The sequence below is a fragment of the Larkinella ripae genome, from assembly GCF_054780775.1.
Window position 1 is genome coordinate 159,993 of the sequence record NZ_BAAGVR010000024.1, and the last position, 22,876, is coordinate 182,868.

Below are 22,876 nucleotides of genomic sequence, written 5' to 3' on the forward strand. Positions count from 1 at the left end.
TGCGGTCGGTGAGTTTACTTAGTGGTGAGGCCCAAAAACCGCCATTATTTACGTTATGATTCAGCAAGCGATTCAATACCCGGCCCTGATAAAATACCTGAAAGGATTTAGCAATTATTCGTGGTTATACTATTGTGATGGTCGTAAGCTGTTGGTGGCCAAATCTTTGTGCTATTTCGAGGAGCGATTGCCGGGCTTTTTCCGGGTGCACAAAACCGCCCTGGTCAATCCACACTACATCATGGATTTTAAAGCTCCGCCGGGGCATAAAATGTCGGGTTCCATTCGGTTGAAAGATGGCGAAACCTTGCCCGTCAGCCGTCGGCGCTGGAATCAGATCATTGATCCGATGCTCGTGATGATGATGAAATCCTCCGCGGCTTTTCAACCCGAAACGGCTCCGGAACCGGGCGAAGCCGCGCCTGCATTCCCGACTCCGGTAAAAAAAGCGGTCGTGCCGAAAAGCTTGCCGACGCGGCAGCTTTGGGTGGTGATGGCCGACGAAACAAAGGGCAATCTGCTGCGGCAGTTGATTAGTGAAAAATGGCCGAAATGGCAGCTACAACTCTTCGAAACCGGCGCCGGACTGCAAAAAGCCCTGCCCGGTATGGCCGATGCGGAGATGCCCGGCATGATTATTCTCGACGGCAGTGAAACGAAAAGCGTTACAACGCTGCGGTCGATCAAGACCAGTTCTCGCTTCCGGTTTATTCCGACCCTGTTGCTGACGTCGGCGGGCAACCACGACCTGACGGAGCAGGGCTATGAATCGGGGGCCAATTCGGTCATTATGCACCCGGCCGATCTAACCCGGTTTATTCAGGTCCTGGAAAAAACGTTTCGGTATTGGTTGTCAATGGCCACGGCGCCTTATTTCCTGGCAAAAACAAATTCGTCGGTTCGATAAGACTTCAGGCCGGTCGGGCACCAGCCCGACCGGTTAATACACGGACTGTCGGTTGGGCAGCGTAACGGTTTCCCACCAGTAATCTTTCAGCGTCTGAAAATAACCGACCCACTCGTTGAAGTCCGTTGGCTTGACTACGTAGGAGGTGACGCCCCGGTCGTAGGACTCGGTAATGTCTTCGGGAAACTCGGAGCTGCTAAAAACCACAACCGGTATTTGTCCGATTTCCGAATTTTTACTCTTGATCATTTTCAGCACCTGCCACCCATTTTCCCGCTCGGGCAGGTACAAATCCAGCAAAATGAATTGGGGCAGACGCAGGCCGGTTTGGATGCATTCGTCCAGGTAATGGATGGCTTCCTGCTCGCTGGTAGCGGTTACCGTTTCTACGCCCGTAAAACTCTGTTGAATGGCATTCTTGATTAGAAGCAAATGGTCGGAGTTATCTTCTATGAGGAGAATTCGGGCGTTTTTTAGCCGATTCGGACTTGTTTTGGATTTGGAAAAGTTCATGAGACTTGGGTTTACATATTTCGTACACTATACAGTTAACCCGATAGATGCGAAAATGTCTAATAAAACACTCAGAAATGTAGGGTTACTGAACGAATATAACTCCGTTTGCCCGATTCATTTACAAGTTACCATTTATTTATCTAAAAGCTGTTTGCAAATCGATTGAATGGCCCTTGATCCAACGTATCTACTTGATAGTCAGGTGGTAGACTTGGTTTTTCTACAGCAGCGACTCACTTTTCTACGGCTGATTGATAGCCAGCCGCATCGGGCTTGATTAAAGGGCAATCGACCGGCTTACGCTCGCAAGTTTTAACAATAGCGAATGGAATCGTGTTACCCTCATAAGTTTTCACCGGGCGGTAGGGCGGTTTTCCGGTTGCCTGATTATATCAAAAGAAATCCGCTACCGGTTTGCGTATACGCTCCGGGAAAAACGAAACGGAAAACAAATTAACTGACTCAACAACAGAAAAATGAAAAAGATAGCGATCTCCCTGGCCGTGCTGGCCGCCGTAGTGACAACGACCTTATCGGCGCAGGCCCAGACAACAACCTCCGAAAATAATGCGGCCAATTCGGCCCAGAGCAAATCCGGGAATGTGAAAGCGGAAGACGCCGAATCCGGCAAATCCCGGGCGGGCGTCAGCCGGGTCGTTACGGGCTCGCGTCCGAAAGAAAACAGCACCTCGGACAAATTTGACAGCAGCAACCAGACCAGTCGGGAAAACCGGGCCAGCTCCGATGCCGACGGGAAGGTATCTGTGCAGAAGGGCCGGGTAAAAGCCGACCCGAAAACCAAGCAGAAACGTAGCAACGGCCGGACGTTCGGGAACACCAACCCCGACAACTAAAAACCGCCTGCTTTTCCGATGTACTCGGAGCAGCCCGGCCCTGGAGCCGGGCTGCATTTCCGACGAGCCCTGTTGAACCTGTTTCCGAAAACCGTATGAAGATCAAGAAAGTCATTGATTCAATCCGGCACGGAGTGGATCTCATAAAAGGCGAAGAATCGACTGACAAAACGTTTTGCAGCGCCCGGCAGCACCCCGACGAATCAACGGCCCGGGCGGCTTTTTCGGTGGCCCGGGAAAAACTTTTTGCGGTCCACCAATGGTCGGACATTTCGAGCATTACCGCCAATTTTTTCCTGCATGATCGGGCGGGTCATCCGAAGCCGACCGGCCGGCCGGAAGTAGGCGACTGCATCAGGGTGGAACTGCCCGGCCCGACTCCCGAAAACTGGGTACGGCTGATCCAGCTTGTTGATGAGGAAAACCGAGCCGCTTTTACGGCTCAACCCTGCGCGGATCCGCGCGCGGAAGGCGGTCAGACCGAGCATTTTTTTACTGATGACTCAACCAGTGAGTTCCGCGTGGAGCGGGAGGGCACAACGATTAAGGCCTGCCAGGTTGGCCAACACGAAAGCGTGAACAACCAGGAGCCGGAAGCGGGTGACCGGGCCGTGGTCAACACCCTCATTGCGGGCGCGGGCTGGCTTTTTTACCAGCGAATCCAGTGGAAAACCCTGACGGATTATCTGGTGGATAAGTAAGCGGTTTTCCGGTTATAAAAAGACTTATTTTCCCGAATCACTTTGTATCACTATGGGTAAAGCCGCTTTGCCTGTACCTGACTTGTTTACATGCTCGACTCAACTGCTTCAATCCTGACCAGCCGGCACTCCTGGCTTACGCTGACGCAGGACAACGATGCGATCCGGTTTTTGGAAACAACGGTTTTGCCGCCATACCTGAATTCCTGCCGCTGGTTTGCCGGAAAGGCCAGCCAGCAGAAGCAGTTCCGGATTCGGTTCATCCACGAGATATTGCTACGAGTGGAAGATCAGGCCGATGACAAAGCCTTTCTGTTGCTTATTGACGTGAGTTACGCGGACGGCGAGAAGGAGAGCTACCAGCTTCCCGTATCCTTTGTGGAAACCGATCGGTCTGACGCGCCGGAAATACCGTCCAAAGGCATTCTGACAACCGCCGAGTTGGACGAAAAACCGGGTTTGGTGGTCGATGCCATCTACGACGAGCGGTTTCGGCAAACGATATTCGCCAACCTGAGTAGCCAGCAAACGCTGAAACAAAAGGCGGGACAACTGACCTTCCACCGCGGGCGCGGGCTGGCGGCTGAGGACGTTAACCGTCCGGTCACGAGCCGAGTTTTGCCGGTTGACTCGAGTAACTCGGCGCTGGTGTTTGGGTTTCCGGGCGAAAAGGAAAAATACTTTCTGAAGCTCTACCGCAAGCTGTTTCAGGAAACGAATCCGGAAGTGGATCTGGTCAGTTTTCTGACGGAGAACAGCGAATTTTCCCACATTCCGGCTTACGCGGGCAGCCTCATCTGGCAACAGAAGACAACGCCGGATGTTACGCTTGGGATGATGCAGTTACTGGTTGAAAATCAGCAGGATAGCTGGAATCAGACCGGAGACTACCTCAACGATTTTCTGTATGCGGTTCCGAACCGCCTGTTCACAATTCGGGAAGACGTGTTTGATCGGGTGGAATTGCTGGGCCGCCGGACGGCCCAGATGCACCTGGCGCTTTACAGCCCCGAATCGAACGATCTGGCTTTTCTGCCCGAAGAGTTTACCGACGATTACCGGGCGTTTATTATCCGGCGCTTTGAAGAGTTGCTGGAAAAACGGTACGCCATGGTGATCGATAACTACACCAAACTGGATCCGCTGGCGCAGCGGCTGGCCTGGGTATTTATGGAGGCCAAGGAAATGATCGACGAGTTTGTGGAGGATTTTCGCAACCGCCCGATCGACTCGCTCCGCATCCGGATTCACGGCGACTACCATCTGGGGCAGGTGCTGGCCACGGGTGACGACTTCATTATCATCGATTTTGAAGGGGAGCCGGAAAGCAGCATTGCCGAACGGAAAATCAAACATTCGCCCCTGAAAGACGTGGCCGGAATGATCCGTTCGTACCACTACGCGGTTTCGGCCAAGCTTTTCGGGAGTGTCGAAACGGAAAACATTGCGCCCGACCACCTGCAGCGGGTATCCGAACGCTGGTTCAAATTGATTCGGGATACGTTTATGGATGCTTACCTGCAAACCATCGGGAGTCCGCACCCGCTGTATAAAAACAGCAATGAAGTTAACTTTTTGTTACTGATTTACCTGCTGGAGAAAGCGGTTTATGAACTGGGGTACGAAATCAGTTACCGACCGGCCTGGGTTAAAATTCCGCTGAAGGGGATTATGGATGTGATTCACGAAATTGAAAAAATACGAATTGCTGATCCGAACCGGAATTCGGAGATTCCACGGCTGCAAACGGGCTTGTTGCAGTCGAAAAAAGAGTAAGTTTGTGGAAATGCACCCGGTTATGGAAATAACAAGTTTGGACCAACTGGATTTGACCCGACAGTATACCTACGCCGATTACCTGACCTGGCGAGTGCAGGAGCGCCTGGAGCTGATCAGGGGGTATATTTGGAAAATGTCGCCTGCCCCCAGTCGTCGGCACCAGCAGATTGTCGGTAATTTTTACGGACTTATCTGGTCGCATCTAAAAGGAAAACCTTGTCAGGTGTTTATGGCTCCGTTTGATGTGCGCTTACCACGGACAAATAAAATTACCAATGAATCAATAATAACCGTTGTTCAGCCGGATGTCTGCGTCATTTGCGATCCGGCTAAGCTGGACGATGCCGGATGCCTGGGCGCTCCGGACCTGGTAATCGAGGTGTTGTCTAAAGGCAACACCAAAAAGGAAATGAAAGAAAAGTTTGATGCTTATCAGGAAGCCGGGGTTCGAGAGTACTGGATTGTTCAGCCTGAATATTCGAATGTTCTGGTGTATAGGCTGATGGAGGAGAACCAGTTTGTCGGACAACATCCGTATGACGAAAGCGACACCATTACACCCTTAATCTTTCCGGATTGGTGCATTGACCTCCACGAAGTTTTTGAAGAATAATTACCTGCTGGATCAATTTTACCCATCGGTAAAAAATTGTCTATATTTCACGTAAAACGATAGAGCTTTCCTATGGCAAAACGTACGACAAAAACCAACACCACTGTTTCGGATGAAAAACCGGAATCATCGCCCCTTGTGCAGCCGTCGGCCCCGGCCGAAGAGGCCCCGTACAGTCGGCTGACCGAATTTGACATCTACCTTTTCCGGGCCGGAAAACATACCCGCTTATACGAGAAACTAGGGTCGCACGTGGTGGAAGTGAACGGCGTCGTGGGTACGTACTTTGCTGTGTGGGCCCCGGCGGCCCGCTATGTGTCGGTGATCGGGAATTTTAACGGCTGGAACAAAGGCAGCCACCCGCTTAATGTTCGCTGGGATAGTTCGGGCATCTGGGAAGGCTTCATTCCGCACATCGGTCGGGGCGAAGTGTACAAATATGCCATTACGCACAGCGGTGGCCGGGAAGTCGAAAAAGGTGATCCGTTTGCCCTCCGGTGGGAAACACCCCCCAAAACCGCATCGGTGATCTGGGACACCTGGTATGAGTGGAAGGATGATTACTGGATGCGAAACCGGGGCAAATTCAACGCCCTGAACAAGCCGTTTTCGGTGTACGAAATCCACCTGAATTCGTGGCGACGCGATCCGTCGGAGCCAGCGCGGCAGCTGTCGTACAACGAGGTGGCCGATGTACTGGTGCCATATATCAAAGAACTGGGCTTCACGCACGTTGAATTCATGCCCGTAATGGAGCACCCGTACGATCCGTCCTGGGGCTACCAGATTACCGGGTATTTTGCCCCGACCAGCCGGTTTGGCACCCCGCAGGATTTTATGAATCTCGTTGAACGGCTGCACCAGGAAAACATTGGCGTGATCCTGGACTGGGTGCCGTCGCACTTTCCGGGCGATGCCCACGGGCTGTACGAATTCGACGGTTCGCACCTCTACGAACACCCCGACATGCGGAAGGGCTATCATCCGGACTGGAAAAGCTACATTTTCAACTACGGGCGCAACGAGGTTCGGGCGTTTCTGCTCAGCAACGCGCTTTTCTGGCTGGATCGCTTCCACGCCGACGGCCTGCGGGTCGATGCCGTGGCATCCATGCTTTATCTGGATTATTCCCGCAACCACGGCGAATGGGAGCCTAATATTTTTGGCGGCCGGGAAAATCTGGAAGCCATTTCGCTTTTCAAGGAACTAAACGAAGCGGTTTATAAAGAGTTTCCGGACGCCCAGACGATTGCCGAAGAATCAACGGCTTTTCCGGGTGTTACGCGGCCCACGTACACGGGCGGTTTAGGCTTTGGCATGAAATGGATGATGGGCTGGATGAACGACACGCTGCGGTATTTCCAGCGCGATGCCTATTACCGCCGGTGGCACCAGGATGAGCTGACGTTCAGCACGGTATACGCTTTTTCGGAGAATTTCATGCTGCCCTTCTCCCACGATGAAGTGGTCTACGGCAAAAAATCGCTGGTCAGTAAAATGCCGGGTGATGAGTGGCAGCGGTTTGCCAATCTGCGGCTACTGTACGCCTATATGTTTACCCATCCCGGCACCAAACTGCTGTTTATGGGCAGTGAATTCGGGCAAACATCGGAGTGGAAATTTGAGGGCAGCCTCGACTGGCACCTGCTCGAATACGCTCCGCATCAGGGCATGAGCGAGTGTGTGAAAGCGCTGAATGCCTTATACCGGAACGAGCCGGCCCTGTATGAACAAAGCTTTGTGGCCGAGGGCTTCGAGTGGATCGATACGACGGACCGCGAAAACAGCATTCTGGTCTATGCCCGGAAAGGCACCCGCACCAAAGAGCAGATTGTCGTGGTGCTGAACATGACGCCGATGCCACGCACCGACTACCGGGTTGGAGTGCCGGTTCCGGGTACCTGGGCCGAGATATTCAACAGCGACGAAAAATCGTTTTACGGCAGTGGTTTGCTGAATACTGAACCGCTGGTGTCGGAACCGGAACCCTGGCATGGTCGTCCAAATTCCATCCTGGTAACGATTCCGCCCCTGGGGGCCGTGGTGGTAAAATACCAGAATAACTAACGCAGATAAACGCCATTTTGAGAAGCAGAGCATACCGGTCGGTTAAAACCGGTGCGTTTTGTTCCTCAAAATGGCCGTATTATTTCCGCAACCCGGTGGGAGGTGAAAAGCCGTCTGTCCGAATTCGGTGGGCCGAAATTGATTCCCAAAGTACCTCTTCCGGTGCGCTATAGCTTTCAAAATCAGTGGACGCGAAAAAATGATAAGACCGCTCCCGAACAAAATAATGGCCTTTCCGTTTATCCGATTAACTTTGCATTACAAAGTAAGTCCACTTTATGAGAAAAATAGTAACACTGGTTTTTGCCCTCATTTCTGCTGCCGCTTTCTCCCAATCTTCCACCTCCAGTCGTCTCAGTAGTGGACTTGATCTTGGAGCCGCTTTTAAAAATGATTACCTGGCCCCCTCGCTGACGTATTTCGAGATGCTGAATCTGGACGCTAATCAGTTATTTTCGATTGGCTGGACGGTTCGCCTTGGGACTTTTTACGGCGATAATCTGAATTACATAACCGCTCCGGCCCGGCTGACCCGCGAGAAAACCGGTTTTGCCGCGCTTGCGGCTCCTTTGGTCGAAGCCAATCTGGATACCATGCGGTTTGATTGGGTGACCATGACCACCGCTAATTTGGGGGTACGGGCGCAGGTTCGGCTGGGACCGGTCGAAATCGGTGCCGGGGCCGACTTGCTGGGATTCGGTTTTGGAAAAACCCGCAGCGGTCGTTACCGATCATCGACGGGGCGTTATACCGGAACCAATGCCGCGGGTGTGGCCGATACGCTGAGCTTTCGGCTTGGCAACAACTCCACCCAGCCCGCCCAACCGCAACGCGTCAATGTCCGGTTGTTGGGAGACAATGACCTGGGTTCGTTGTCCACGGAGGTATACGCCCGGCTGCGGGTGATGCGCCGACTGGGCATTAAAGGTGGCTATCAGTGGATTACGACCGGAATGCGGGCCAGCAACGAGAACATTGACGACAAAAACCGGCGCTTCCGAAACCGGGCTTCCATGGCCTACGTCGCGTTGACATTTCCATTCTTCAAATAAGTAGTCCAAACCCGTACCGGCTTTTAGCAGCGGTATCTCCCGTGCGGGTTTGGAAACTGACTGGCTTAGGCTTCGACCGGTTTCAGGCCGAAATACGTTTTATAAACGGCTTTGGCCACTTCGTTATTCCGCGTCTGGAAACGGTCGAGGTATTGATGCAACCCGGTTTTGAACAACTCGGAGGTTTCGGTAAACTCAATTTCCGACCGCAGTTTGCTCAGTGTTTTCTCCGCTTCGTTTTTAAAACCGTTGGTGATCGGGTTTCCCGAAATTTCGTACAGCGAAAGCTCGGCCTGCCGGATGCAGTGCGCGACCGAGCGCGGAAAGAGCTTGTCGAGAATCAGGAATTCCACGATGGTCGACGAGCTGATCATCCGGTGCTGCTGCCGGTACATATTATAGGCGCTGACCGATTTCAGCACCGCGTTCCAGATCATCAAATCGAGGGTCGAGCCCACGGCGTTGGCATCCGGCAGGAGCGTAAAATACTTGACGTCCAAAAACCGGGAAGTCTTGTCGGCCCGTTCCAGAAACCGCCCCACCCGCCCGAAATGCCAGGCTTCGTTGCGCGTGATGGTGCAGTCGATAACGCCGTAGAAATGCTGACAGCCATTTTTGACATCGATCAGAAAATCCTGCAGGCGGTTTAGGTTCAATTGTTTTTTCGTCGTTGTATCCCGCACCCGCAGGTAGAGGTCATTGATATTTTCCCACATTTCCTTTGAAATGCTTTCCCGGATCGTTCGGGCGTTTTCGCGGGCGTTGTTCAGGCAACTGACAATGGAGTTCGTATTTCGCTTGTCGAACGTCATGAAATCGATGACGTTTTCGCGGGTCGGTTCCTGGTAGTAATTGTAAAACAGGTAGTTGTCGGCCGTGGCAATCAGGAGCGGTTCCCATTGTTCATCCACGTTGGGCGGTAAGTCCAGCGCCAGGTTAAAATTCACACTCATAAAACGGGAGTAATTATCCGCCCGCTCGATGTAGCGATTCATCCAATAGATTGAGTCTGCAACGCGACTTAACATAAAATCAAAATTAAATAGAGGTTGTACGGGTGTAAATATAGTTTTTTATCGGAGGAAACCGGCTTTATCGAAATTATTATTAATCGAATTATTCTGGTGGGCAATGCCTATTTTTGTAGTCCAACTAATCAAGGCGTACCCATGAAACTACTCCTATTAACCTGTACCCTGTTGCTAACCGCCCTCACATTCGCCACTGCCAATGCGGGGCAAAAACCGGGTACTCCTGCCGATCCGGGCCGTTTGTACGAGATGCGGATTTACTACCCGACTCCGGGCAATTACGAAGCCATTGTGGATCGGTTTCGGAAATACACCTGCCGCATTTTTGAAAAACACGGCATGACCAACGTAGGCTACTGGGTACCAACGGATGCCTCGCAGGAAAAAATAATTTACATCCTTTCGTATCCAAACCGGGAAGCCCGTGATGCCTCCTGGAAAGCCTTCGGCAGCGATCCGGAATGGAAAGACGTGGTGGCTAAAACCGAAGCAAATGGCAAAATTGTGGCCAAGGTCGATCAGATTTTTATGACCGAAGCCGAGATTTCGCCCGCGATCAAACCGTCTAAAAAACCGGGTCGTGTTTTTGAACTGCGGACCTATTCACCGGCGCCGGGCAAGCTGAATGACCTGGTGGCCCGGTTTAAAAACCACACGATTGATCTGTTCACGAAACACGACATGACCCACATTGGCTACTGGCTGACCACCCAGCCGGATGAAAGCGGCCAGTCGAAACTGGTGTACATTCTGGCGCACCCGGGCGAAGCCGAAGGCAAGAAACATTTCGATGAGTTTCGGACGGACCCAAAATGGGTGAAAGCAAAAGCAGATTCGGAGAAAAACGGTCCGCTGACCACGAAAGTGGAGTCAGTGTATATGAAACCCACCGATTATTCGCCGATTCAATAAGGGAAAGAAAAGGAGGAAGGGAGGAAGGAGAAAAGAAGGGGTTGATCCGCTACTTCTTTTCTCCTTCCTCCTTTTTGCTTTTATTGTTCATCATCCCGCTCCAGGTCCAGGCCTTCGGGCTGGCGACGGACGGAGGGCCGTAAGCCGTTGACCGGGCGCTGATTCGTGAATTTTTTCTCGGAGGGTAAGCGATCCTGATCGCCCGAAGAACGGGCTTTGCTGGCCAGATTCGAGACAGAGAAAAAACCGTTCCGGAACTGGTTGTATTCTTCTTCGCTCATGGCTTGCCGGGCCGCCAGACCTTTCTCGTAGCCATCATTGTACGACGCAATCCGGCTGTCGGTGCGGGCCAGTTTACGGTCTTCGATGAGTTGATCAATCTCGTTCGTCAGTTGTTGCTTGCGCTGGCGAAGTTCGTCGATCGACGGCAGAATTTCCAGCTCATGATCCATGATGTTCTTCTGAGTCAGGTGTTTGGCGACTTCCTGCTGGGCGACCTGGTGTTGCTTTTCCAGCTTTTTCCGCCGACGGCGCAGCCGCCACAGGCGCGGGTCGGCCTGAAGCCAGCGAAACCAGAATTTCTGCAAAACCGGCAAACCGATGCCGAGACAAACCGCCCCGGCCAGTGCAAACAACACACCACTCAGCACAAACGACAGCAAAGCCCACGGGCTGTTGACCAGTTGCAGGTTCAGCTCATCGGATTGTTGCAATTGTTGCTCGATGCGCTGCAACACCTTCTGATCGGCCACCGGATTCGGATTGGTGGGGTCGAGGGGCGTTGCGTTCAACTGAATGTTTTTGATGCTTTTGTTGATGGCTTCTTTCAGCTTGTCGGTGCGGTAGGCGTCGTACCGGAACCAGCCCAGAATCACCAGCGTAACAATTGACAGAATCGCCAGCCCCATCTTAAACCAGCCGTAACGTTTGGCGGCCTCGGGCGACGAATTGGAAACATACGGTTCTTCTACCAGCCGGTCGTATGCCGGTTTGAGCAGAATGGAAACCATTGCCAGACCCACCGCAAACATCCAGGCTTCCACATTATTGCGGATGTTCAGCGCGTAGGCCACAATTTCGTGCGAGATGATCAAATCGCCGGCCACGAACGAGATCCCGGCGGCCACAAAGATCAGTCCGGCAAACAACGAATATTCCGACGCCGTGTTTTGCCGCCGTTCTTTCAGTTGGTCGCGCTCGGTTTCAACCGTTTGGATTTCGGTTTCCAGCCGTTCGGTTTCCTTGCCGGCCAGCGTCGTTTGCATGACGTGATCCTGGAGCCGGTCGTAGGCCGACCGCCGTTGCGCCGTCGTATCGGCTACCTGTTTTTCAATTTGCCGGATTTCCTCGCGTTTGTGCTCGACGCGCTCATTGATCCATTCGTCGCTTACCTGACTCGACAGATACCCTTCGTACGTCTGGCGATCGGTGCCTTCGATGCCGCTGGTGTATCCATGGTTAAAATCCGGGTTGTTTCCTGGCTGTTGTTCATTCATACCCTGTTCGGTTTGTCTACGTAATTTCCCGCCAAAAACCGGGCGAGGTGGAATTGGCCGTTAAAGAAAGACATCAATCAACACATCCCAATGAACTGCGATTGACGAGCTCAAAATCTTTACCGATCCGACACGATTTTTATAACCGCTTTTACTTAAATGAATACTGATTAGTAGTAGATTAACCGCATTCTGCCAGGTTTGTGTTTTTTGTTTTGTTCCGGTTTTCTGCCGGAAATTCCGTGGGCTGATTGGTAGGAAGGTATACCGTTGAGTCGTTTTGTACTCCGTTTTAGGTATTCAATGCTGAGTAAAAAACCGGTCAAATCGCTATAATATTGTTTAACAACCGAAATTTCTGAATGGTTCAGGGAAATTTAACGAACGGCTGGACGTAACAGCCGAAAAATCAGCAGTGAAACCGCCAGCAATCCGGCAAAAATCAAACTCAATCCCGGGTTGTAATAAACAATGGCAATCAGGCAGACAGCGGATAAAACAAGCGCAATGGCCGGAACGTACGGATAAAAGGGCGCCACAAACGGCCGTTCCAGCTGCGGTTCTTTTTTGCGAAGCTGAAACAGGCTGATCATGCTGCTGATGTACATGATGACCGCACCCAGCGCTGAGAGAATGATGATGTCACCCGTCGTACCGGAAAACAGGGCGATGAAACCGATCAAGCCGCCCATGATAAGCGCCCAGTGGGGCGTCTGAAACCGGCGATTGACCTGCGCCAGAAAACCGGGCAGATACCCGCTGCGGGCCAGGGCGAAAATCTGGCGGGAATAGCCGAGGGTGTTGCAGTGAAACGACGCAATCAGGCCGAACAGCCCCAGACTGGCGAAGACTTTGGCCCACGGGCTGCTGCGGCCCAGCACCATCGCCAGCGTTTCGGGGAGCGGGTAATCGATTTCGCTCAACAGCCGCCAGTCGCCCACGCCCGCCGTGAGCAGCATGGTCCCGAGCGCCAGCACTACCAGGGTGCCGATGCTGAGCAGGTAGCCGCGCGGGATGGTTTTCCTGGGATTTTTTACTTCTTCGGCCAGCATGGCAACACCTTCAATGGCCAGATAAAACCAGATCGCAAAGGGAATGGCCGCAAAGACTCCGTCCGCACCGAACGATTCATTGTGCGCAACCAGATTTTTGGTTTCATACGCGGGAGCCACCAGCGCCATATACACCAACAGTTCCACTACGGCGAGGGCCGTCACGATCATGGAAAAATTGGCGGATTCCCTGATACCCAGAATGTTGATCGTAATGAATACAACGTAGGTTGCTACGGCCACCCCCAAAACCGGCAAGTCCGGATTCAGAAAATTGGCGTAGGCGCCCAGAGCCGCAGCAATGGCTGGTGGGGCCATCAGAAAATCGACCAGCGTGGCAAAACCGGCGATGAAAGCCGCCGTTGAACCGAAGGCGCGTTTGGCGTAGGAAAAGGGGCCGCCCGCATCGGGAATGGAGGTGGTGAGTTCGGTGTAACTGAAAATAAAAGCCAGGTACATGATCGTAACCAGCAGCGTAGCCACCAGAAAACCGATGGTACCGGCAACCGCCCAGCCGTAATTCCAGCCGAAGTATTCGCCCGAGATGACCATGCCGACGGCAATGGACCACAACTGGGCGGTGGTGATTACTTTTCGCAAACCGGGTTGGTCCGCCGATTCGCCAGCCTGAATCGGCGCAGGACCAGTGGAGGAATCAACCATCTGGTGATCGAAAAAGAAAGGGGAAAAATACAAGCCTTACCGCCGGAAAAGGGAGCCAGCGGATGGTATTCTAAATAAAAGCCATTTTGCGTATTAATCCAAAAATACTTTTTTCAGAGTGGCCCACAACTTTCGCTTTAGTTTCTGGTCGGCTTCAATGGCGGAAAGCGGATCGGCCAGCAGGAACGTTATGCCAAAAATCCGGATGGGTTCATACCGGTCCATCTGGATGTTCAGGTGAATCGTTTTAAACGGAACGCCGAACGAAATGAAATGGTGAAGGGTCTTGTTTTCCAAAACCGCATGAAAATCCACCAGTCCCGAACCGGCCAGATTCAGGATGTCGATCTCGTTGAGGTTCAGATGGATGGCTTTGAGAATGTTTTCCAGGAAAATGAGTTCGCTCGGGCTTAGCTCCTCATCAATCAGAATCAAAACTTTGGGCTTCCCGGCCGCCGGGTTGGGGGTGGAAGGTTCCAAAACCGGCACGGGAGCCGGAGGGGCTACCGGTTCGACGACCGCACTGGCAAGGGGTTCCGGCGTTGGTTCCGGTACGAAAACCGCCGGTTGAAATTCGGTTTCGACGGTTTCCGGTTCAGGCTCCGCAACGGTTTCTTCCCGGATGGCTTCCGGCTGAACAACGACCTCAACCGCCGGAGAACGCCGGGGGACGAGCGGCTTCGGATCAACCGCCTGATACAGCGTTTCCTGCCCGAAAAGGTACTGATACGCGGTTTTTTTCATGGGGTAAACCTACAATTTATACCACTCCACGGCGGGCAGTGGTTTGCGACGGCCGTCGAACGACTTCTGCTCCGGGCCATAGTATTTTACCAGATAATCGAGCACCACCGGCTCGGTTTCGCCCAGGTCCCAAAGCTTCTGCGTGCGTTGCATCCAGCGAATTTTCTCCTTCCAGCCATCCCGCGTAAATCGGTTTTGCAGAATCAGTTTGCTGGAATGACAGGCCGTGCACTGGGCAACCACCAGCGTCAGGCGCTCATCCACGACCAGGCCGGTGTTGGCGTCCAGTTTCAGCGAGTCGGTCGCTACCACGACTTGGGCCATTGACCGGGAAGTCGCCGGACTCAAGGCCGACAGCACCAGCCAACCCGTCCATAAAACCGCCAGACTTAGGCTAATCGTTACAAGTTTCATACGCATCCAGGTTGACGAAACACAGGAAAAAGAATTTAAAATGATGAATGTGAAATGTAAAAGTTGTTCAGCAGCGTTCACTTTTGCATTCATCATTTGGCATTGACCATTTTCAGCTTTTGAGGCAACCGATCAGTAAGAACGCCCAGCCCGCCAGCATCAGCAACCCGCCGATGGGCGCGACGGCCCCAAACTTGGTGATGCCGGTGAAACAGATGGTGTAGAGGGAGCCACTGAAAATTAAAACGCCGAACAGGTACGCGTAGCCTGCCCAGCCGTAAAATTTTGCCGAAGCCGCCGAAGTGGCCGGCAGTTGCAGCAAAATTCCGATGGCAACCAGCGCCAGGGCGTGGTAGAACTGATACCGGACGGCGGTTTCGAACGTGTCGGTTCGTTTGGCAAGTTCCAGGGTGGCCCGGAACGCATGGGCACCGAAAGCGCCCAGCGCAACACCCAGAAAGCCCAGAATGGCACCCGATTGAATGAAAAACTTATGCATGGATCGGTTTTGTCAGTTTCGTGCTCCAAATATCGCACTTCCAACCCGTACCATTGTGCTGCCTTCGTCAATAGCGATTAAATAATCGCTGCTCATACCCATGGAAAGCTCCCGAAACTGCACGTTGGCCCGTTGAAGCCCGCTCAGCCGGTCGTAAAATTGTTTGAGCGAGCGAAATTCCTGGCGAATCCGGTTTTCATCGTCGGTATTGGTAGCCATTCCCATCAGGCCCACGACCCGAACGCTGGTCAGCGGCTCCAGATCAGCGCCATTCAGCAGGGTTTCGGCTTCGGTTTCGTCAAAACCAAACTTGGTTTCTTCCTGCGCAATGTGGATCTGGAGCAGGCAATCGATGACGCGCTGGTGGCGGGCGGCCTGTTTATTGATTTCCTGCAGCACCTTCAGGCTGTCGACCGAATGAATCAGGCTGACAAACGGCGCGATGTATTTGACCTTGTTGGTTTGCAGGTGACCGATCAGGTGCCATTCCAGGTCGGCGGGCAGCAGCGGTTGTTTCTCGACCATTTCCTGCACCTTGTTTTCGCCAAACCGCCGGCAGCCCGCTTCATAGGCTTCCTGGAGCAGCGCAACGGGTTTGGTTTTGGTTACGGCAATGAGTTTGGTTGGCGCGGGCAGTTGGTTTTCGATACGCTGGATGTTGGCAGCAATTGTCATGATGTTCTTCCTCAATTTAAGGGCAAAGATAGTGCATCCTACCTAAACCACGGAAGGGTCGATGGCGGGCAACGGTTACTGGAAATTTGTTGAGAAAATGGCCCGTTTTATTGAAATACGTACAGGAAACCCTTACTTTACATCCCATAACGCTCACCCAATCAAGTAATACTATCCATGGAGTCGTATAACCAGGACCGTCGTAACAACCGTAAAAATTACTTATTAGTCGCTCTAGGAATTCTGGCCGCTCTGAATCTGTTGCTGCTTTATTTTTATTACCAGGAAAGACAAACCAACAAATCGCAGCAAACGACGCTGGCGGATAAAACGCAGGACATGTTGATTACCAAAGCGCGGCTTGATTCCATATCGACGCAGCTGGATGCGAAAATTTCCGAAATTCAGTCGCTGGGCGGTCAGGTTGATTCACTGCTGAAAGTAAAAGAACAACTGGAAGCCGACAAACGAAACCTGCGCAACGTTGCCGCTTTTGATGCCAAAAAGTACGATGCAAAAATCAAGGATTACCTGGCGCTGCTGGGTGAAAAAGACAAGGAAATCGGGCAGTTGAAAGAAGAAAACAGCATTCTGACCTCGCAGAACCAGACGTTAACGGAAGAAAACACCAACCTCAAAAACGAACGGCAGGCGCTGGCCGACACGGTCAACCGCTATTCGGAACAAAACCGGGAACTGGCCGAGAAAGTGACCATCGGCTCGGCGCTGAAAGCCGAAACGGTTGAAGTGAGCGCCATCAACCGGCGCGGCAAAGAAAGCGATGGGGGCGAATACCGGTCCCGGCGGATTGAGAAAATCAAGATTGCCTTCCGGCTGGCGACCAACCCGCTGGCGCAGCAAAACGAGAAAGAGATTTACCTGCGGATTCTGGACCCCAGTGGCTCGGTGATTGCCGACAATGCAACGGGTTCGGGCCAGTTTATCATGGGTGGGCAGGAAATGGTATACACTGCCAAACAGACCATCGCGTACGACAATTCAGGGCAGCAGGTGTCTTTTGTCTACGGCCGGGGTAGCATCCCCTTCAAAGAAGGAACGCACCAGATTGAGCTCTATTCGGAGGGGTTCAAGATTGGCCAGGGCGAGTTTGCGGTGAAATAAAAGGCGAAAAGCCAAAGCGTGGCAAAGGAGGAAAGGAGAAAGGGATGAAAGGACTAAAAAAATCCTTTCATCCCTTTCTCCTTTCCTCCTTTATTCTTACCTTTGCGTCCTCATTTTGAAATCATTATCCATTTAACACAATTGTCATGCAGTTCACAAAGAACTATGAGACGGTGTTCATTTTAACTCCCGTTTTATCTGAAACTCAGATAAAGGACACTGTCGACAAGTTCCGCAAGGTTTTAACCGATAACGGTGCGGAAATTGTAAATGAAGAGAATATGGGTCTGCGCAAACTCGCCTACCCGATCCAGCACAAAAACACAGGTTATTACTTCCTGTTTGAATTTTCGGCGGAGACGAAAGTTCCCGAAGCCCTGGACGTTGAATATCGCCGGGATGAGCGCATTATTCGTCACCTGACCACCGTTCTCGACAAGCACGCGTTGGCGTACAACGAGCGTCGTCGGAAAGGACAACTGGGTAAAAACAAACAAACCGAAAAAGCAGGAGAGGAGGCCAAATAATCATGAGTCTGCAGAACGAACCCGTTAGCAAAAACGAAAACCGCAAAAAATACTGCCGTTTTAAAAAGTCCGGTATTAAATACATCGACTACAAAGATCCCAACTTCCTGCTGAAGTTGCTGAACGAGCAGGGCAAAATTCTGCCCCGGCGGATCACCGGAACAAGCCTGAAATACCAGCGTAAAGTGGGTCAGGCCGTTAAACGCGCCCGCCATCTGGCTTTGTTACCTTACGTAGGCGATTCTCTGAAATAGGTTACGGTTTACGGTTCCCGGTTTACAGTTTACGGTGGCTCATCCGAGCGGAAAACCGGGAACTGGCGACCCAGAACCGTATCCTGAGAACCGACAACTCATTCACAATCATGCAAATCATACTGAAAACCGACATTGCCGGACTGGGTTTTAAGAACGATACGGTTGACGTAAAACCCGGCTACGGCCGTAACTACCTGATTCCGCAGGGCTATGCGGTCATGGCAACGGAATCCAATAAAAAAGTGGTCGCCGAAAACATCCGGCAGGCCGCTCACAAAGCCGAAAAAACGAAGAACGATGCCCTGGCGCTGGCCGAAGCCCTGAGCCAACTGTCACTGACGGTTCCGGCGAAAGCGGGTGAAAGCGGTAAAATCTTCGGTCGCGTAACCAACACGCAGGTAGCGGACGCCCTGAAGGAAAAAGGATACGACATCGATCGGAAAAAAATCACCATCGACGAAGCCAAAGTGCTGGGTTCCTACAACGCCATCGTTAACCTGCACAAGGACGTGAAGCAAACCGTTAAGTTTGACGTAGTAGCTGAATAAATTATTGGTAACCAGTGCGTTATCCTGAAAAATAATTTGGAGCGGTTCGGAGTTTTTCGAACCGCTTTTTTGTTACTATAGTATGGACTTTCGTACTGAACTGATACCGGAAAAACTCCCGGTTTTGATCCGGCCCGACGCCCGGGTTGTGACCGTTGGCTCGTGCTTTGCTGAGGTGCTGGGCCGCCAATTGACCGACAACAAAGTGGAGGTGGTGAGCAACCCGTTCGGAACTTTGTTTAACCCGGTTTCCATCGACAAACTCCTGCGGGCGGCCCTGCAAAACGGCGAACCCGATCCGGATTTGTACGTCGAGCGCGACGGCTTGTGGTTTCATTACGATTTTCATTCGACCTTCTGGGCCCACTCGCGCGACGAGCTGCACCGGCGGCTGACGACCTGTCTGGCCCAAACCGGCCAGGCTTTGAAACAAGCCAGCTGGCTGGTGCTGACGCTCGGAACCGCCGTGGTGTACCGGCATCTGGAAACCGGAAAAGTGGTGGCCAACTGCCAGAAAATGCCCGGTTTTTTGTTTGAGAAGTATCTGTATGCCTACGAACACGTGCAGACGACACTGGCCGGTCTGCTGAAGGTGTTGAAACGAGCCAATCCGGATTTGCAGGTTCTGCTGACGGTTAGTCCGGTTCGTCACACGAAGGATTCGCTGCCGGTCAATCAGGTCAGCAAATCCATGCTGCGGACCATTAGCCACGAGCTAACCATCTGGAATGAGCAGGTTCATTATTTTCCGGCTTACGAGATTATGATGGACGATCTGCGCGACTACCGGTTTTACGAAGCCGACCTGATTCATCCGAACGCTGTGGCCGAAGCTTATATTTTTGAAAAATTTGCCGAATGCGCCTTTGATGCCGACCTTCGCAGGTTTATAACCGACTGGCAGAATTTGCGCAAGGCGCTGGCCCACCGGCCCTTTTACGAAGGAACAGACTCGCACCGGCGATTTCTGGAAAATCTGCTGAAGCAACTGGAAGCTTTTTCCAAAAAAACCGATGTGGCTCAGGAGTGGAAAGAGGTAGAACGGCGCCTGCGGGCTTTCCAGACGATTGACCCCGGCGCGAACCAGGCCGCCTGATTCGCTGTTACCCATCAGAACCGTACTTTATGTCAACGTATAGACTTACTAAAGAATCCGTACTGTACGCCCTTGGGCACGTGGAAGAACCGGACTTGAAGCGTGACCTGGTGACGCTCAATATGGTGAAAGATATTGAATTAGGCGTCGATCAGGTGCGGTTTACGGTGGTGTTGACCACGCCAGCCTGCCCCTTGAAAGAGTTGATTCGCAAACGCTGCGTGGATGCCATCCACGCCCACATCAGCCCGGATATTGAGGTTAACGTGAACCTGACGGCCGATGTTAGTTCGACCCGTTTCAATGCACCGGTTTTGCCGGGCGTCAAAAACATCATTGCCATTTCGTCCGGAAAAGGTGGGGTCGGCAAATCGACCGTTACGGCCAACCTGGCGGTGGCACTGCACAAATCCGGCGCGAAAGTCGGGATTATTGATGCGGACATTTTCGGTCCGTCGATTCCGGTGATGTTTGGCGCCGAAGAATTGCAACCGGCGGTGGGGCAGGTAGAAGGCAAAAACATGCTGCAACCGATCCAGCAGTTCGGGATTAAACTCATGTCGATCGGTTTTCTGACGCCCCGCGACAACGCGATTGTCTGGCGGGGACCGATGGCGAGTCAGGCGTTGCGCCAGTTTTTTGCCGATACCAACTGGGGTGAACTGGATTACCTGCTGATTGACTTGCCGCCGGGTACGAGTGACATTCACCTGACGCTGGTGCAGACCGTGCCGGTGACGGGCGCCGTCATTGTGACCACCCCCCAAAAGGTCGCGCTGGCCGACGCAACAAAAGGGCTGGCGATGTTCCGGCAGCCGCAAATCAATGTACCCGTGTTGGGCGTCATCGAAAACATGGCGTATTTTACACCCGCCGAGCTGCCCGACTCGAAATACCATATTTTTGGCAAAGGCGGTGGGCAACTGCTGGCCGATAAGTACCAGGTGCCGTTGTTGGGCCAGATACCGCTGGTACAAAGCATCCGGGAAGCGGGCGATGAGGGAAAACCGGTGGTGACCGAAAATGATCCCGTGACGTCCGGCGCCTTCCGGGAAGCCGCTGAGGCTCTGGCGCAACAGATTTCGGTCCGGAACGCGACGCAGGAGAAGACCCGGCCCGTTGAAATTGTCCGGCAATAAACCGATTTGATTGGATTTAAGCGGGAAAAAACGTATTTTTACCTTCAGTCATTAGACCACCTTTTGTTATACGACTTTTAGAATGGGAACTGTATTAGATACCGAAATATTAGTAGATCGTGTCGAAAAAGCGCTGAACAGCATCCGGCCTTACCTGGAAGCGGATGGCGGCAACGTGAAAGTGCTGGAAGTGACGAGTGACAAGGTGGTGCGTCTGGAACTGGTCGGCGCGTGTGGCTCCTGTCCCATGTCGGCGATGACGTTCAAAGCAGGATTGGAAGAAGCAATTCTGAAATCCGTTCCGGAAATTTCGCGGGTAGAAGCGATCAATCTGACGCCCGCGTTTTAAAACGGTAGCAACGTACGCATTCAAGGCTTTTGAAGACTTCAGCCGCTGATCCATCGGATTAGCGGCTTTTTTGTTATTTTGCGCCCGCAGCCACGGGCTAATGTCCGTGCGATTTTAAAAGTCTGAAGTAGCAAATTTATAACGCGGCCTTGGGTCCGTGGGTCCATAAAATGAAAATAGGTATCTTCTTCGGGGGCCCGTCGCGCGAACGGGAAGTCTCCTTTGCCGGTGGTCGTACGGCCCTGAACCACATCGATAAAACCTTGTTTCAGCCCGTTATGGTGTTTGTGGACGGGCTGGGAAATTTCATTCTGATTCGGGAGGAACTGCTCACCCAAAGCTCCATTCGGTCTTTTTATCCGCAGCAGACCGATCCGCGCTTCAGCGTGTACATCGAGTCGCTCGCGAATTCGCCCGCCGAAGAACTCGAAGCGCAAATCAACGCCATTGGTCAACGCATTCAGCCGCCGGAGTTCAGCCGGTATTTTGATTTTGTGTTCCTGGCCATGCACGGTCCAGACTGCGAAGATGGCGGTATTCAGGGGTTGCTGGAATGGTATAAAATACCGTACAGCGGACCGGGGCTGATGGGCTCGGCGGTTGGGATCAATAAAATTCTGCAAAACGAACTGATTGCGCTCGTTAATCAGCAGGATAAGAAAACCGCAACGGTCAGCCGCCCGGCCTGGGATCAGGCCGACAAAGCCGGTTTTTTCGACTCCCTGCAAACTCGGCTTGGCCTGCCCATTGTGATCAAGGCGCCCCACCAGGGATCGTCCATCGGCGTCGTGATTGTTCGGGAAAACGATCTGAGTCAGTTCATCCGGGGCGTGGACCAGTGCTTTTTCCGGCAGGAAATTGATCTGCAAGCCTGGAAACAATGGTCGGAGGAAGAAAAAATTGCTTTTGTGCAGGCCGTTACGGAGCTGGATTCCGGCATCGGTTTTCCGGTGGTACTTGAAGAAACCGGCGAACTGATCAGTCATCCCGGCGATTTGCTGGAAAAAGCCAACGCCTGGGCCGACTCCGGTTTCCAAGCTATGCTGATTGCGTCGGTCAATTCGGAAGACGATGTGTTATTCGAAGCGTTCATCAGCGGACAGGAATTTTCGTGCGGGGTTATTCAGGACGACGATGGCACGGCGGTTGCTTTGCCGCCTACCGAAATTTACAACGTCTCAAGTTTCGATTTCAAATCCAAATACCAATCCGGAAGCACCACCCGGAAACAGATTCCGGTGCGGACGAGTCTGGAGCACAACCGGGAAATTCAGGTAAACGTGGCCTCGGTTTTTGCAAAATTGGGCATGAATGTCTGCGCCCGCATCGACGGTTTTTTAACGCCGGATCGGGCTGACGAACCGGGGCGGGTGTTGCTCCACGATCCGAATACCATTCCCGGCATGTCGCCAACTTCGCTTATCTTCAAGCAGATGGCCGAAATTGGGTTGAACGTCACGCAGGCCATTACGTATTTCATTCGTCAGTCCGTGCGCGAACGCATCCGGACCGGGAAAGACATCATCCGTCTGCGCCAGCAATTGGCTGATCTGGACACGCGCATGGCCGATCGGAAAAACCTGCACCTGCCGACCGAAGAATTTGTGCTGGATTTAAGCGCCGACGCCCCCGAAGCGGCCTGGCTGGAAGCGAAAACCTGGTACGGTTTTCAGGCCGCTCAGGGGTTGACCCGGCCGGCGGTGGTGTTAAAAACCGGGGAAGAACGGCACGAATTGCCGCTTAATTTGTTGTTCAAAGACACCGTTGCCGACGCGCTGGAAGCGCTGGCGCAGCCGGTTCACCCGCTGATTCTGGAAACCCGGGAGCGGGCCCGGGCGATTACGGAGCGGTATACTTAAAAAG

At 52.6% G+C, this 22,876-nt stretch carries 24 protein-coding genes; 16 read left to right on the forward strand and 8 right to left on the reverse strand.

Features of this window, described 5'->3' with window-relative positions; genetic code table 11:
- The first annotated feature begins 55 nt into the window (after window positions 1-55).
- Window positions 56-907: a response regulator transcription factor gene (locus ACYVHX_RS19285; protein ID WP_460673316.1), complete on the forward strand. Its 852-nt coding sequence runs from the start codon at window positions 56-58 to the stop codon at window positions 905-907.
- 33 nt (window positions 908-940) lie between these two features.
- Here ACYVHX_RS19285 and ACYVHX_RS19290 read toward each other — a convergent pair whose 3' ends face one another.
- Window positions 941-1,420: a response regulator gene (locus ACYVHX_RS19290; RefSeq protein ID WP_460673317.1), complete on the reverse strand. Its 480-nt coding sequence runs from the start codon at window positions 1,418-1,420 to the stop codon at window positions 941-943.
- Window positions 1,421-1,899: 479 nt separating this feature from the next.
- Here ACYVHX_RS19290 and ACYVHX_RS19295 point away from each other — a divergent pair, with 479 nt between their 5' ends.
- The 6 genes from ACYVHX_RS19295 (at window position 1,900) to ACYVHX_RS19320 (ending at window position 8,489) form a co-directional block, all read left to right on the forward strand.
- Window positions 1,900-2,277: a hypothetical protein gene (locus ACYVHX_RS19295; RefSeq protein ID WP_460673318.1), complete on the forward strand. Its 378-nt coding sequence runs from the start codon at window positions 1,900-1,902 to the stop codon at window positions 2,275-2,277.
- Window positions 2,278-2,372: 95 nt separating this feature from the next.
- Window positions 2,373-2,978 carry a hypothetical protein gene (locus ACYVHX_RS19300; protein WP_460673319.1) on the forward strand — a complete coding sequence of 202 codons (606 nt, stop codon included), beginning with the start codon at window positions 2,373-2,375 and terminating at the stop codon, window positions 2,976-2,978.
- Window positions 2,979-3,068: 90 nt separating this feature from the next.
- A complete protein-coding gene (locus ACYVHX_RS19305) occupies window positions 3,069-4,754 on the forward strand; it encodes a putative maltokinase (protein WP_460673320.1) in 1,686 nt (561 codons plus the stop codon).
- Between the two features lie 22 nt (window positions 4,755-4,776).
- The gene (locus ACYVHX_RS19310) at window positions 4,777-5,370 is read left to right on the forward strand and encodes a Uma2 family endonuclease (RefSeq protein WP_460673321.1); all 594 of its coding nucleotides are present in this window, start codon (window positions 4,777-4,779) and stop codon (window positions 5,368-5,370) included.
- A 72-nt stretch (window positions 5,371-5,442) separates the two neighbouring features.
- Window positions 5,443-7,437 carry a 1,4-alpha-glucan branching protein GlgB gene (glgB, locus tag ACYVHX_RS19315; RefSeq protein ID WP_460673322.1) on the forward strand — a complete coding sequence of 665 codons (1,995 nt, stop codon included), beginning with the start codon at window positions 5,443-5,445 and terminating at the stop codon, window positions 7,435-7,437.
- A gap of 278 nt (window positions 7,438-7,715) precedes the next feature.
- Window positions 7,716-8,489: a hypothetical protein gene (locus tag ACYVHX_RS19320; protein WP_460673323.1), complete on the forward strand. Its 774-nt coding sequence runs from the start codon at window positions 7,716-7,718 to the stop codon at window positions 8,487-8,489.
- Between the two features lie 65 nt (window positions 8,490-8,554).
- On the opposite strand, the gene ACYVHX_RS19325 is transcribed toward ACYVHX_RS19320, so the two are convergent.
- Entirely contained in the window at window positions 8,555-9,517 is a 963-nt protein-coding gene (locus ACYVHX_RS19325) for an alpha-E domain-containing protein (RefSeq protein ID WP_460673324.1), read from the reverse strand.
- 141 nt (window positions 9,518-9,658) lie between these two features.
- Between ACYVHX_RS19325 and ACYVHX_RS19330 the strand changes: the two genes are divergently transcribed.
- Window positions 9,659-10,432: an NIPSNAP family protein gene (locus ACYVHX_RS19330; RefSeq protein WP_460673325.1), complete on the forward strand. Its 774-nt coding sequence runs from the start codon at window positions 9,659-9,661 to the stop codon at window positions 10,430-10,432.
- Between the two features lie 80 nt (window positions 10,433-10,512).
- On the opposite strand, the gene ACYVHX_RS19335 is transcribed toward ACYVHX_RS19330, so the two are convergent.
- The 6 genes from ACYVHX_RS19335 to ACYVHX_RS19360 all read right to left on the reverse strand — a co-directional run bounded on the left by ACYVHX_RS19335 (window position 10,513) and on the right by ACYVHX_RS19360 (window position 15,975).
- The gene (locus ACYVHX_RS19335; protein ID WP_460673326.1) at window positions 10,513-11,928 is read right to left on the reverse strand and encodes a hypothetical protein; all 1,416 of its coding nucleotides are present in this window, start codon (window positions 11,926-11,928) and stop codon (window positions 10,513-10,515) included.
- 377 nt (window positions 11,929-12,305) lie between these two features.
- Window positions 12,306-13,643, reverse strand: coding sequence for an ethanolamine permease (gene eat / locus ACYVHX_RS19340; protein ID WP_460673327.1), 1,338 nt, complete (start codon window positions 13,641-13,643; stop codon window positions 12,306-12,308).
- 93 nt (window positions 13,644-13,736) lie between these two features.
- Window positions 13,737-14,387 (reverse strand): hypothetical protein, encoded by a 651-nt coding sequence (locus tag ACYVHX_RS19345; RefSeq protein WP_460673328.1) that lies wholly within the window; start codon window positions 14,385-14,387, stop codon window positions 13,737-13,739.
- Window positions 14,388-14,396: 9 nt separating this feature from the next.
- Window positions 14,397-14,801, reverse strand: a complete 405-nt coding sequence (locus ACYVHX_RS19350) for a hypothetical protein (protein WP_460673329.1) — start codon at window positions 14,799-14,801, stop codon at window positions 14,397-14,399.
- Window positions 14,802-14,913: 112 nt separating this feature from the next.
- Window positions 14,914-15,300 (reverse strand): DUF423 domain-containing protein, encoded by a 387-nt coding sequence (locus ACYVHX_RS19355; RefSeq protein WP_460673330.1) that lies wholly within the window; start codon window positions 15,298-15,300, stop codon window positions 14,914-14,916.
- 12 nt (window positions 15,301-15,312) lie between these two features.
- Complete coding sequence (locus ACYVHX_RS19360) at window positions 15,313-15,975, reverse strand: YggS family pyridoxal phosphate-dependent enzyme (protein WP_460673331.1); 663 nt, start codon at window positions 15,973-15,975, stop codon at window positions 15,313-15,315.
- Window positions 15,976-16,152: 177 nt separating this feature from the next.
- Here ACYVHX_RS19360 and ACYVHX_RS19365 point away from each other — a divergent pair, with 177 nt between their 5' ends.
- From ACYVHX_RS19365 to ACYVHX_RS19400, 8 genes are all read left to right on the forward strand, one after another.
- Complete coding sequence (locus ACYVHX_RS19365) at window positions 16,153-17,097, forward strand: hypothetical protein (RefSeq protein WP_460673332.1); 945 nt, start codon at window positions 16,153-16,155, stop codon at window positions 17,095-17,097.
- Window positions 17,098-17,243: 146 nt separating this feature from the next.
- Window positions 17,244-17,624: a 30S ribosomal protein S6 gene (gene rpsF, locus ACYVHX_RS19370; RefSeq protein WP_460673333.1), complete on the forward strand. Its 381-nt coding sequence runs from the start codon at window positions 17,244-17,246 to the stop codon at window positions 17,622-17,624.
- A 2-nt stretch (window positions 17,625-17,626) separates the two neighbouring features.
- Complete coding sequence (gene rpsR / locus ACYVHX_RS19375; RefSeq protein ID WP_038117645.1) at window positions 17,627-17,878, forward strand: 30S ribosomal protein S18; 252 nt, start codon at window positions 17,627-17,629, stop codon at window positions 17,876-17,878.
- Between the two features lie 110 nt (window positions 17,879-17,988).
- Complete coding sequence (rplI, locus tag ACYVHX_RS19380; protein ID WP_460673334.1) at window positions 17,989-18,429, forward strand: 50S ribosomal protein L9; 441 nt, start codon at window positions 17,989-17,991, stop codon at window positions 18,427-18,429.
- A gap of 82 nt (window positions 18,430-18,511) precedes the next feature.
- Complete coding sequence (locus tag ACYVHX_RS19385; RefSeq protein WP_460673335.1) at window positions 18,512-19,525, forward strand: GSCFA domain-containing protein; 1,014 nt, start codon at window positions 18,512-18,514, stop codon at window positions 19,523-19,525.
- A gap of 29 nt (window positions 19,526-19,554) precedes the next feature.
- Window positions 19,555-20,664 carry an Mrp/NBP35 family ATP-binding protein gene (locus tag ACYVHX_RS19390; protein ID WP_460673336.1) on the forward strand — a complete coding sequence of 370 codons (1,110 nt, stop codon included), beginning with the start codon at window positions 19,555-19,557 and terminating at the stop codon, window positions 20,662-20,664.
- Between the two features lie 82 nt (window positions 20,665-20,746).
- On the forward strand, window positions 20,747-21,013 hold the full coding sequence (locus ACYVHX_RS19395) for a NifU family protein (RefSeq protein WP_460673337.1): 267 nt from the start codon (window positions 20,747-20,749) through the stop codon (window positions 21,011-21,013).
- Between the two features lie 170 nt (window positions 21,014-21,183).
- Window positions 21,184-22,872: a D-alanine--D-alanine ligase family protein gene (locus tag ACYVHX_RS19400; protein WP_460673338.1), complete on the forward strand. Its 1,689-nt coding sequence runs from the start codon at window positions 21,184-21,186 to the stop codon at window positions 22,870-22,872.
- Window positions 22,873-22,876 lie beyond the last annotated feature (4 nt).

Excerpts from the sequence above, each read along its gene's own strand:
- ACYVHX_RS19390 (WP_460673336.1), top strand. The coding sequence starts at position 19,555 with ATGTCAACGTATAGACTTACTAAAGAATCCGTACTGTACGCCCTTGGG.
- rplI (WP_460673334.1), top strand. The coding sequence starts at position 17,989 with ATGCAAATCATACTGAAAACCGACATTGCCGGACTGGGTTTTAAGAAC.
- ACYVHX_RS19360 (WP_460673331.1), bottom strand. The coding sequence starts at position 15,975 with ATGACAATTGCTGCCAACATCCAGCGTATCGAAAACCAACTGCCCGCG.
- ACYVHX_RS19325 (WP_460673324.1), bottom strand. The coding sequence starts at position 9,517 with ATGTTAAGTCGCGTTGCAGACTCAATCTATTGGATGAATCGCTACATC.
- ACYVHX_RS19300 (WP_460673319.1), top strand. The coding sequence starts at position 2,373 with ATGAAGATCAAGAAAGTCATTGATTCAATCCGGCACGGAGTGGATCTC.
- ACYVHX_RS19335 (WP_460673326.1), bottom strand. The coding sequence starts at position 11,928 with ATGAATGAACAACAGCCAGGAAACAACCCGGATTTTAACCATGGATAC.
- ACYVHX_RS19365 (WP_460673332.1), top strand. The coding sequence starts at position 16,153 with ATGGAGTCGTATAACCAGGACCGTCGTAACAACCGTAAAAATTACTTA.
- rpsR (WP_038117645.1), top strand. The coding sequence starts at position 17,627 with ATGAGTCTGCAGAACGAACCCGTTAGCAAAAACGAAAACCGCAAAAAA.
- ACYVHX_RS19305 (WP_460673320.1), top strand. The coding sequence starts at position 3,069 with ATGCTCGACTCAACTGCTTCAATCCTGACCAGCCGGCACTCCTGGCTT.
- ACYVHX_RS19400 (WP_460673338.1), top strand. The coding sequence starts at position 21,184 with ATGAAAATAGGTATCTTCTTCGGGGGCCCGTCGCGCGAACGGGAAGTC.
- ACYVHX_RS19355 (WP_460673330.1), bottom strand. The coding sequence starts at position 15,300 with ATGCATAAGTTTTTCATTCAATCGGGTGCCATTCTGGGCTTTCTGGGT.
- ACYVHX_RS19395 (WP_460673337.1), top strand. The coding sequence starts at position 20,747 with ATGGGAACTGTATTAGATACCGAAATATTAGTAGATCGTGTCGAAAAA.
- rpsF (WP_460673333.1), top strand. The coding sequence starts at position 17,244 with ATGCAGTTCACAAAGAACTATGAGACGGTGTTCATTTTAACTCCCGTT.
- eat (WP_460673327.1), bottom strand. The coding sequence starts at position 13,643 with ATGGTTGATTCCTCCACTGGTCCTGCGCCGATTCAGGCTGGCGAATCG.
- ACYVHX_RS19350 (WP_460673329.1), bottom strand. The coding sequence starts at position 14,801 with ATGAAACTTGTAACGATTAGCCTAAGTCTGGCGGTTTTATGGACGGGT.
- ACYVHX_RS19295 (WP_460673318.1), top strand. The coding sequence starts at position 1,900 with ATGAAAAAGATAGCGATCTCCCTGGCCGTGCTGGCCGCCGTAGTGACA.
- ACYVHX_RS19345 (WP_460673328.1), bottom strand. The coding sequence starts at position 14,387 with ATGAAAAAAACCGCGTATCAGTACCTTTTCGGGCAGGAAACGCTGTAT.
- ACYVHX_RS19320 (WP_460673323.1), top strand. The coding sequence starts at position 7,716 with ATGAGAAAAATAGTAACACTGGTTTTTGCCCTCATTTCTGCTGCCGCT.
- ACYVHX_RS19290 (WP_460673317.1), bottom strand. The coding sequence starts at position 1,420 with ATGAACTTTTCCAAATCCAAAACAAGTCCGAATCGGCTAAAAAACGCC.
- ACYVHX_RS19385 (WP_460673335.1), top strand. The coding sequence starts at position 18,512 with ATGGACTTTCGTACTGAACTGATACCGGAAAAACTCCCGGTTTTGATC.
- ACYVHX_RS19310 (WP_460673321.1), top strand. The coding sequence starts at position 4,777 with ATGGAAATAACAAGTTTGGACCAACTGGATTTGACCCGACAGTATACC.
- ACYVHX_RS19330 (WP_460673325.1), top strand. The coding sequence starts at position 9,659 with ATGAAACTACTCCTATTAACCTGTACCCTGTTGCTAACCGCCCTCACA.
- glgB (WP_460673322.1), top strand. The coding sequence starts at position 5,443 with ATGGCAAAACGTACGACAAAAACCAACACCACTGTTTCGGATGAAAAA.
- ACYVHX_RS19285 (WP_460673316.1), top strand. The coding sequence starts at position 56 with ATGATTCAGCAAGCGATTCAATACCCGGCCCTGATAAAATACCTGAAA.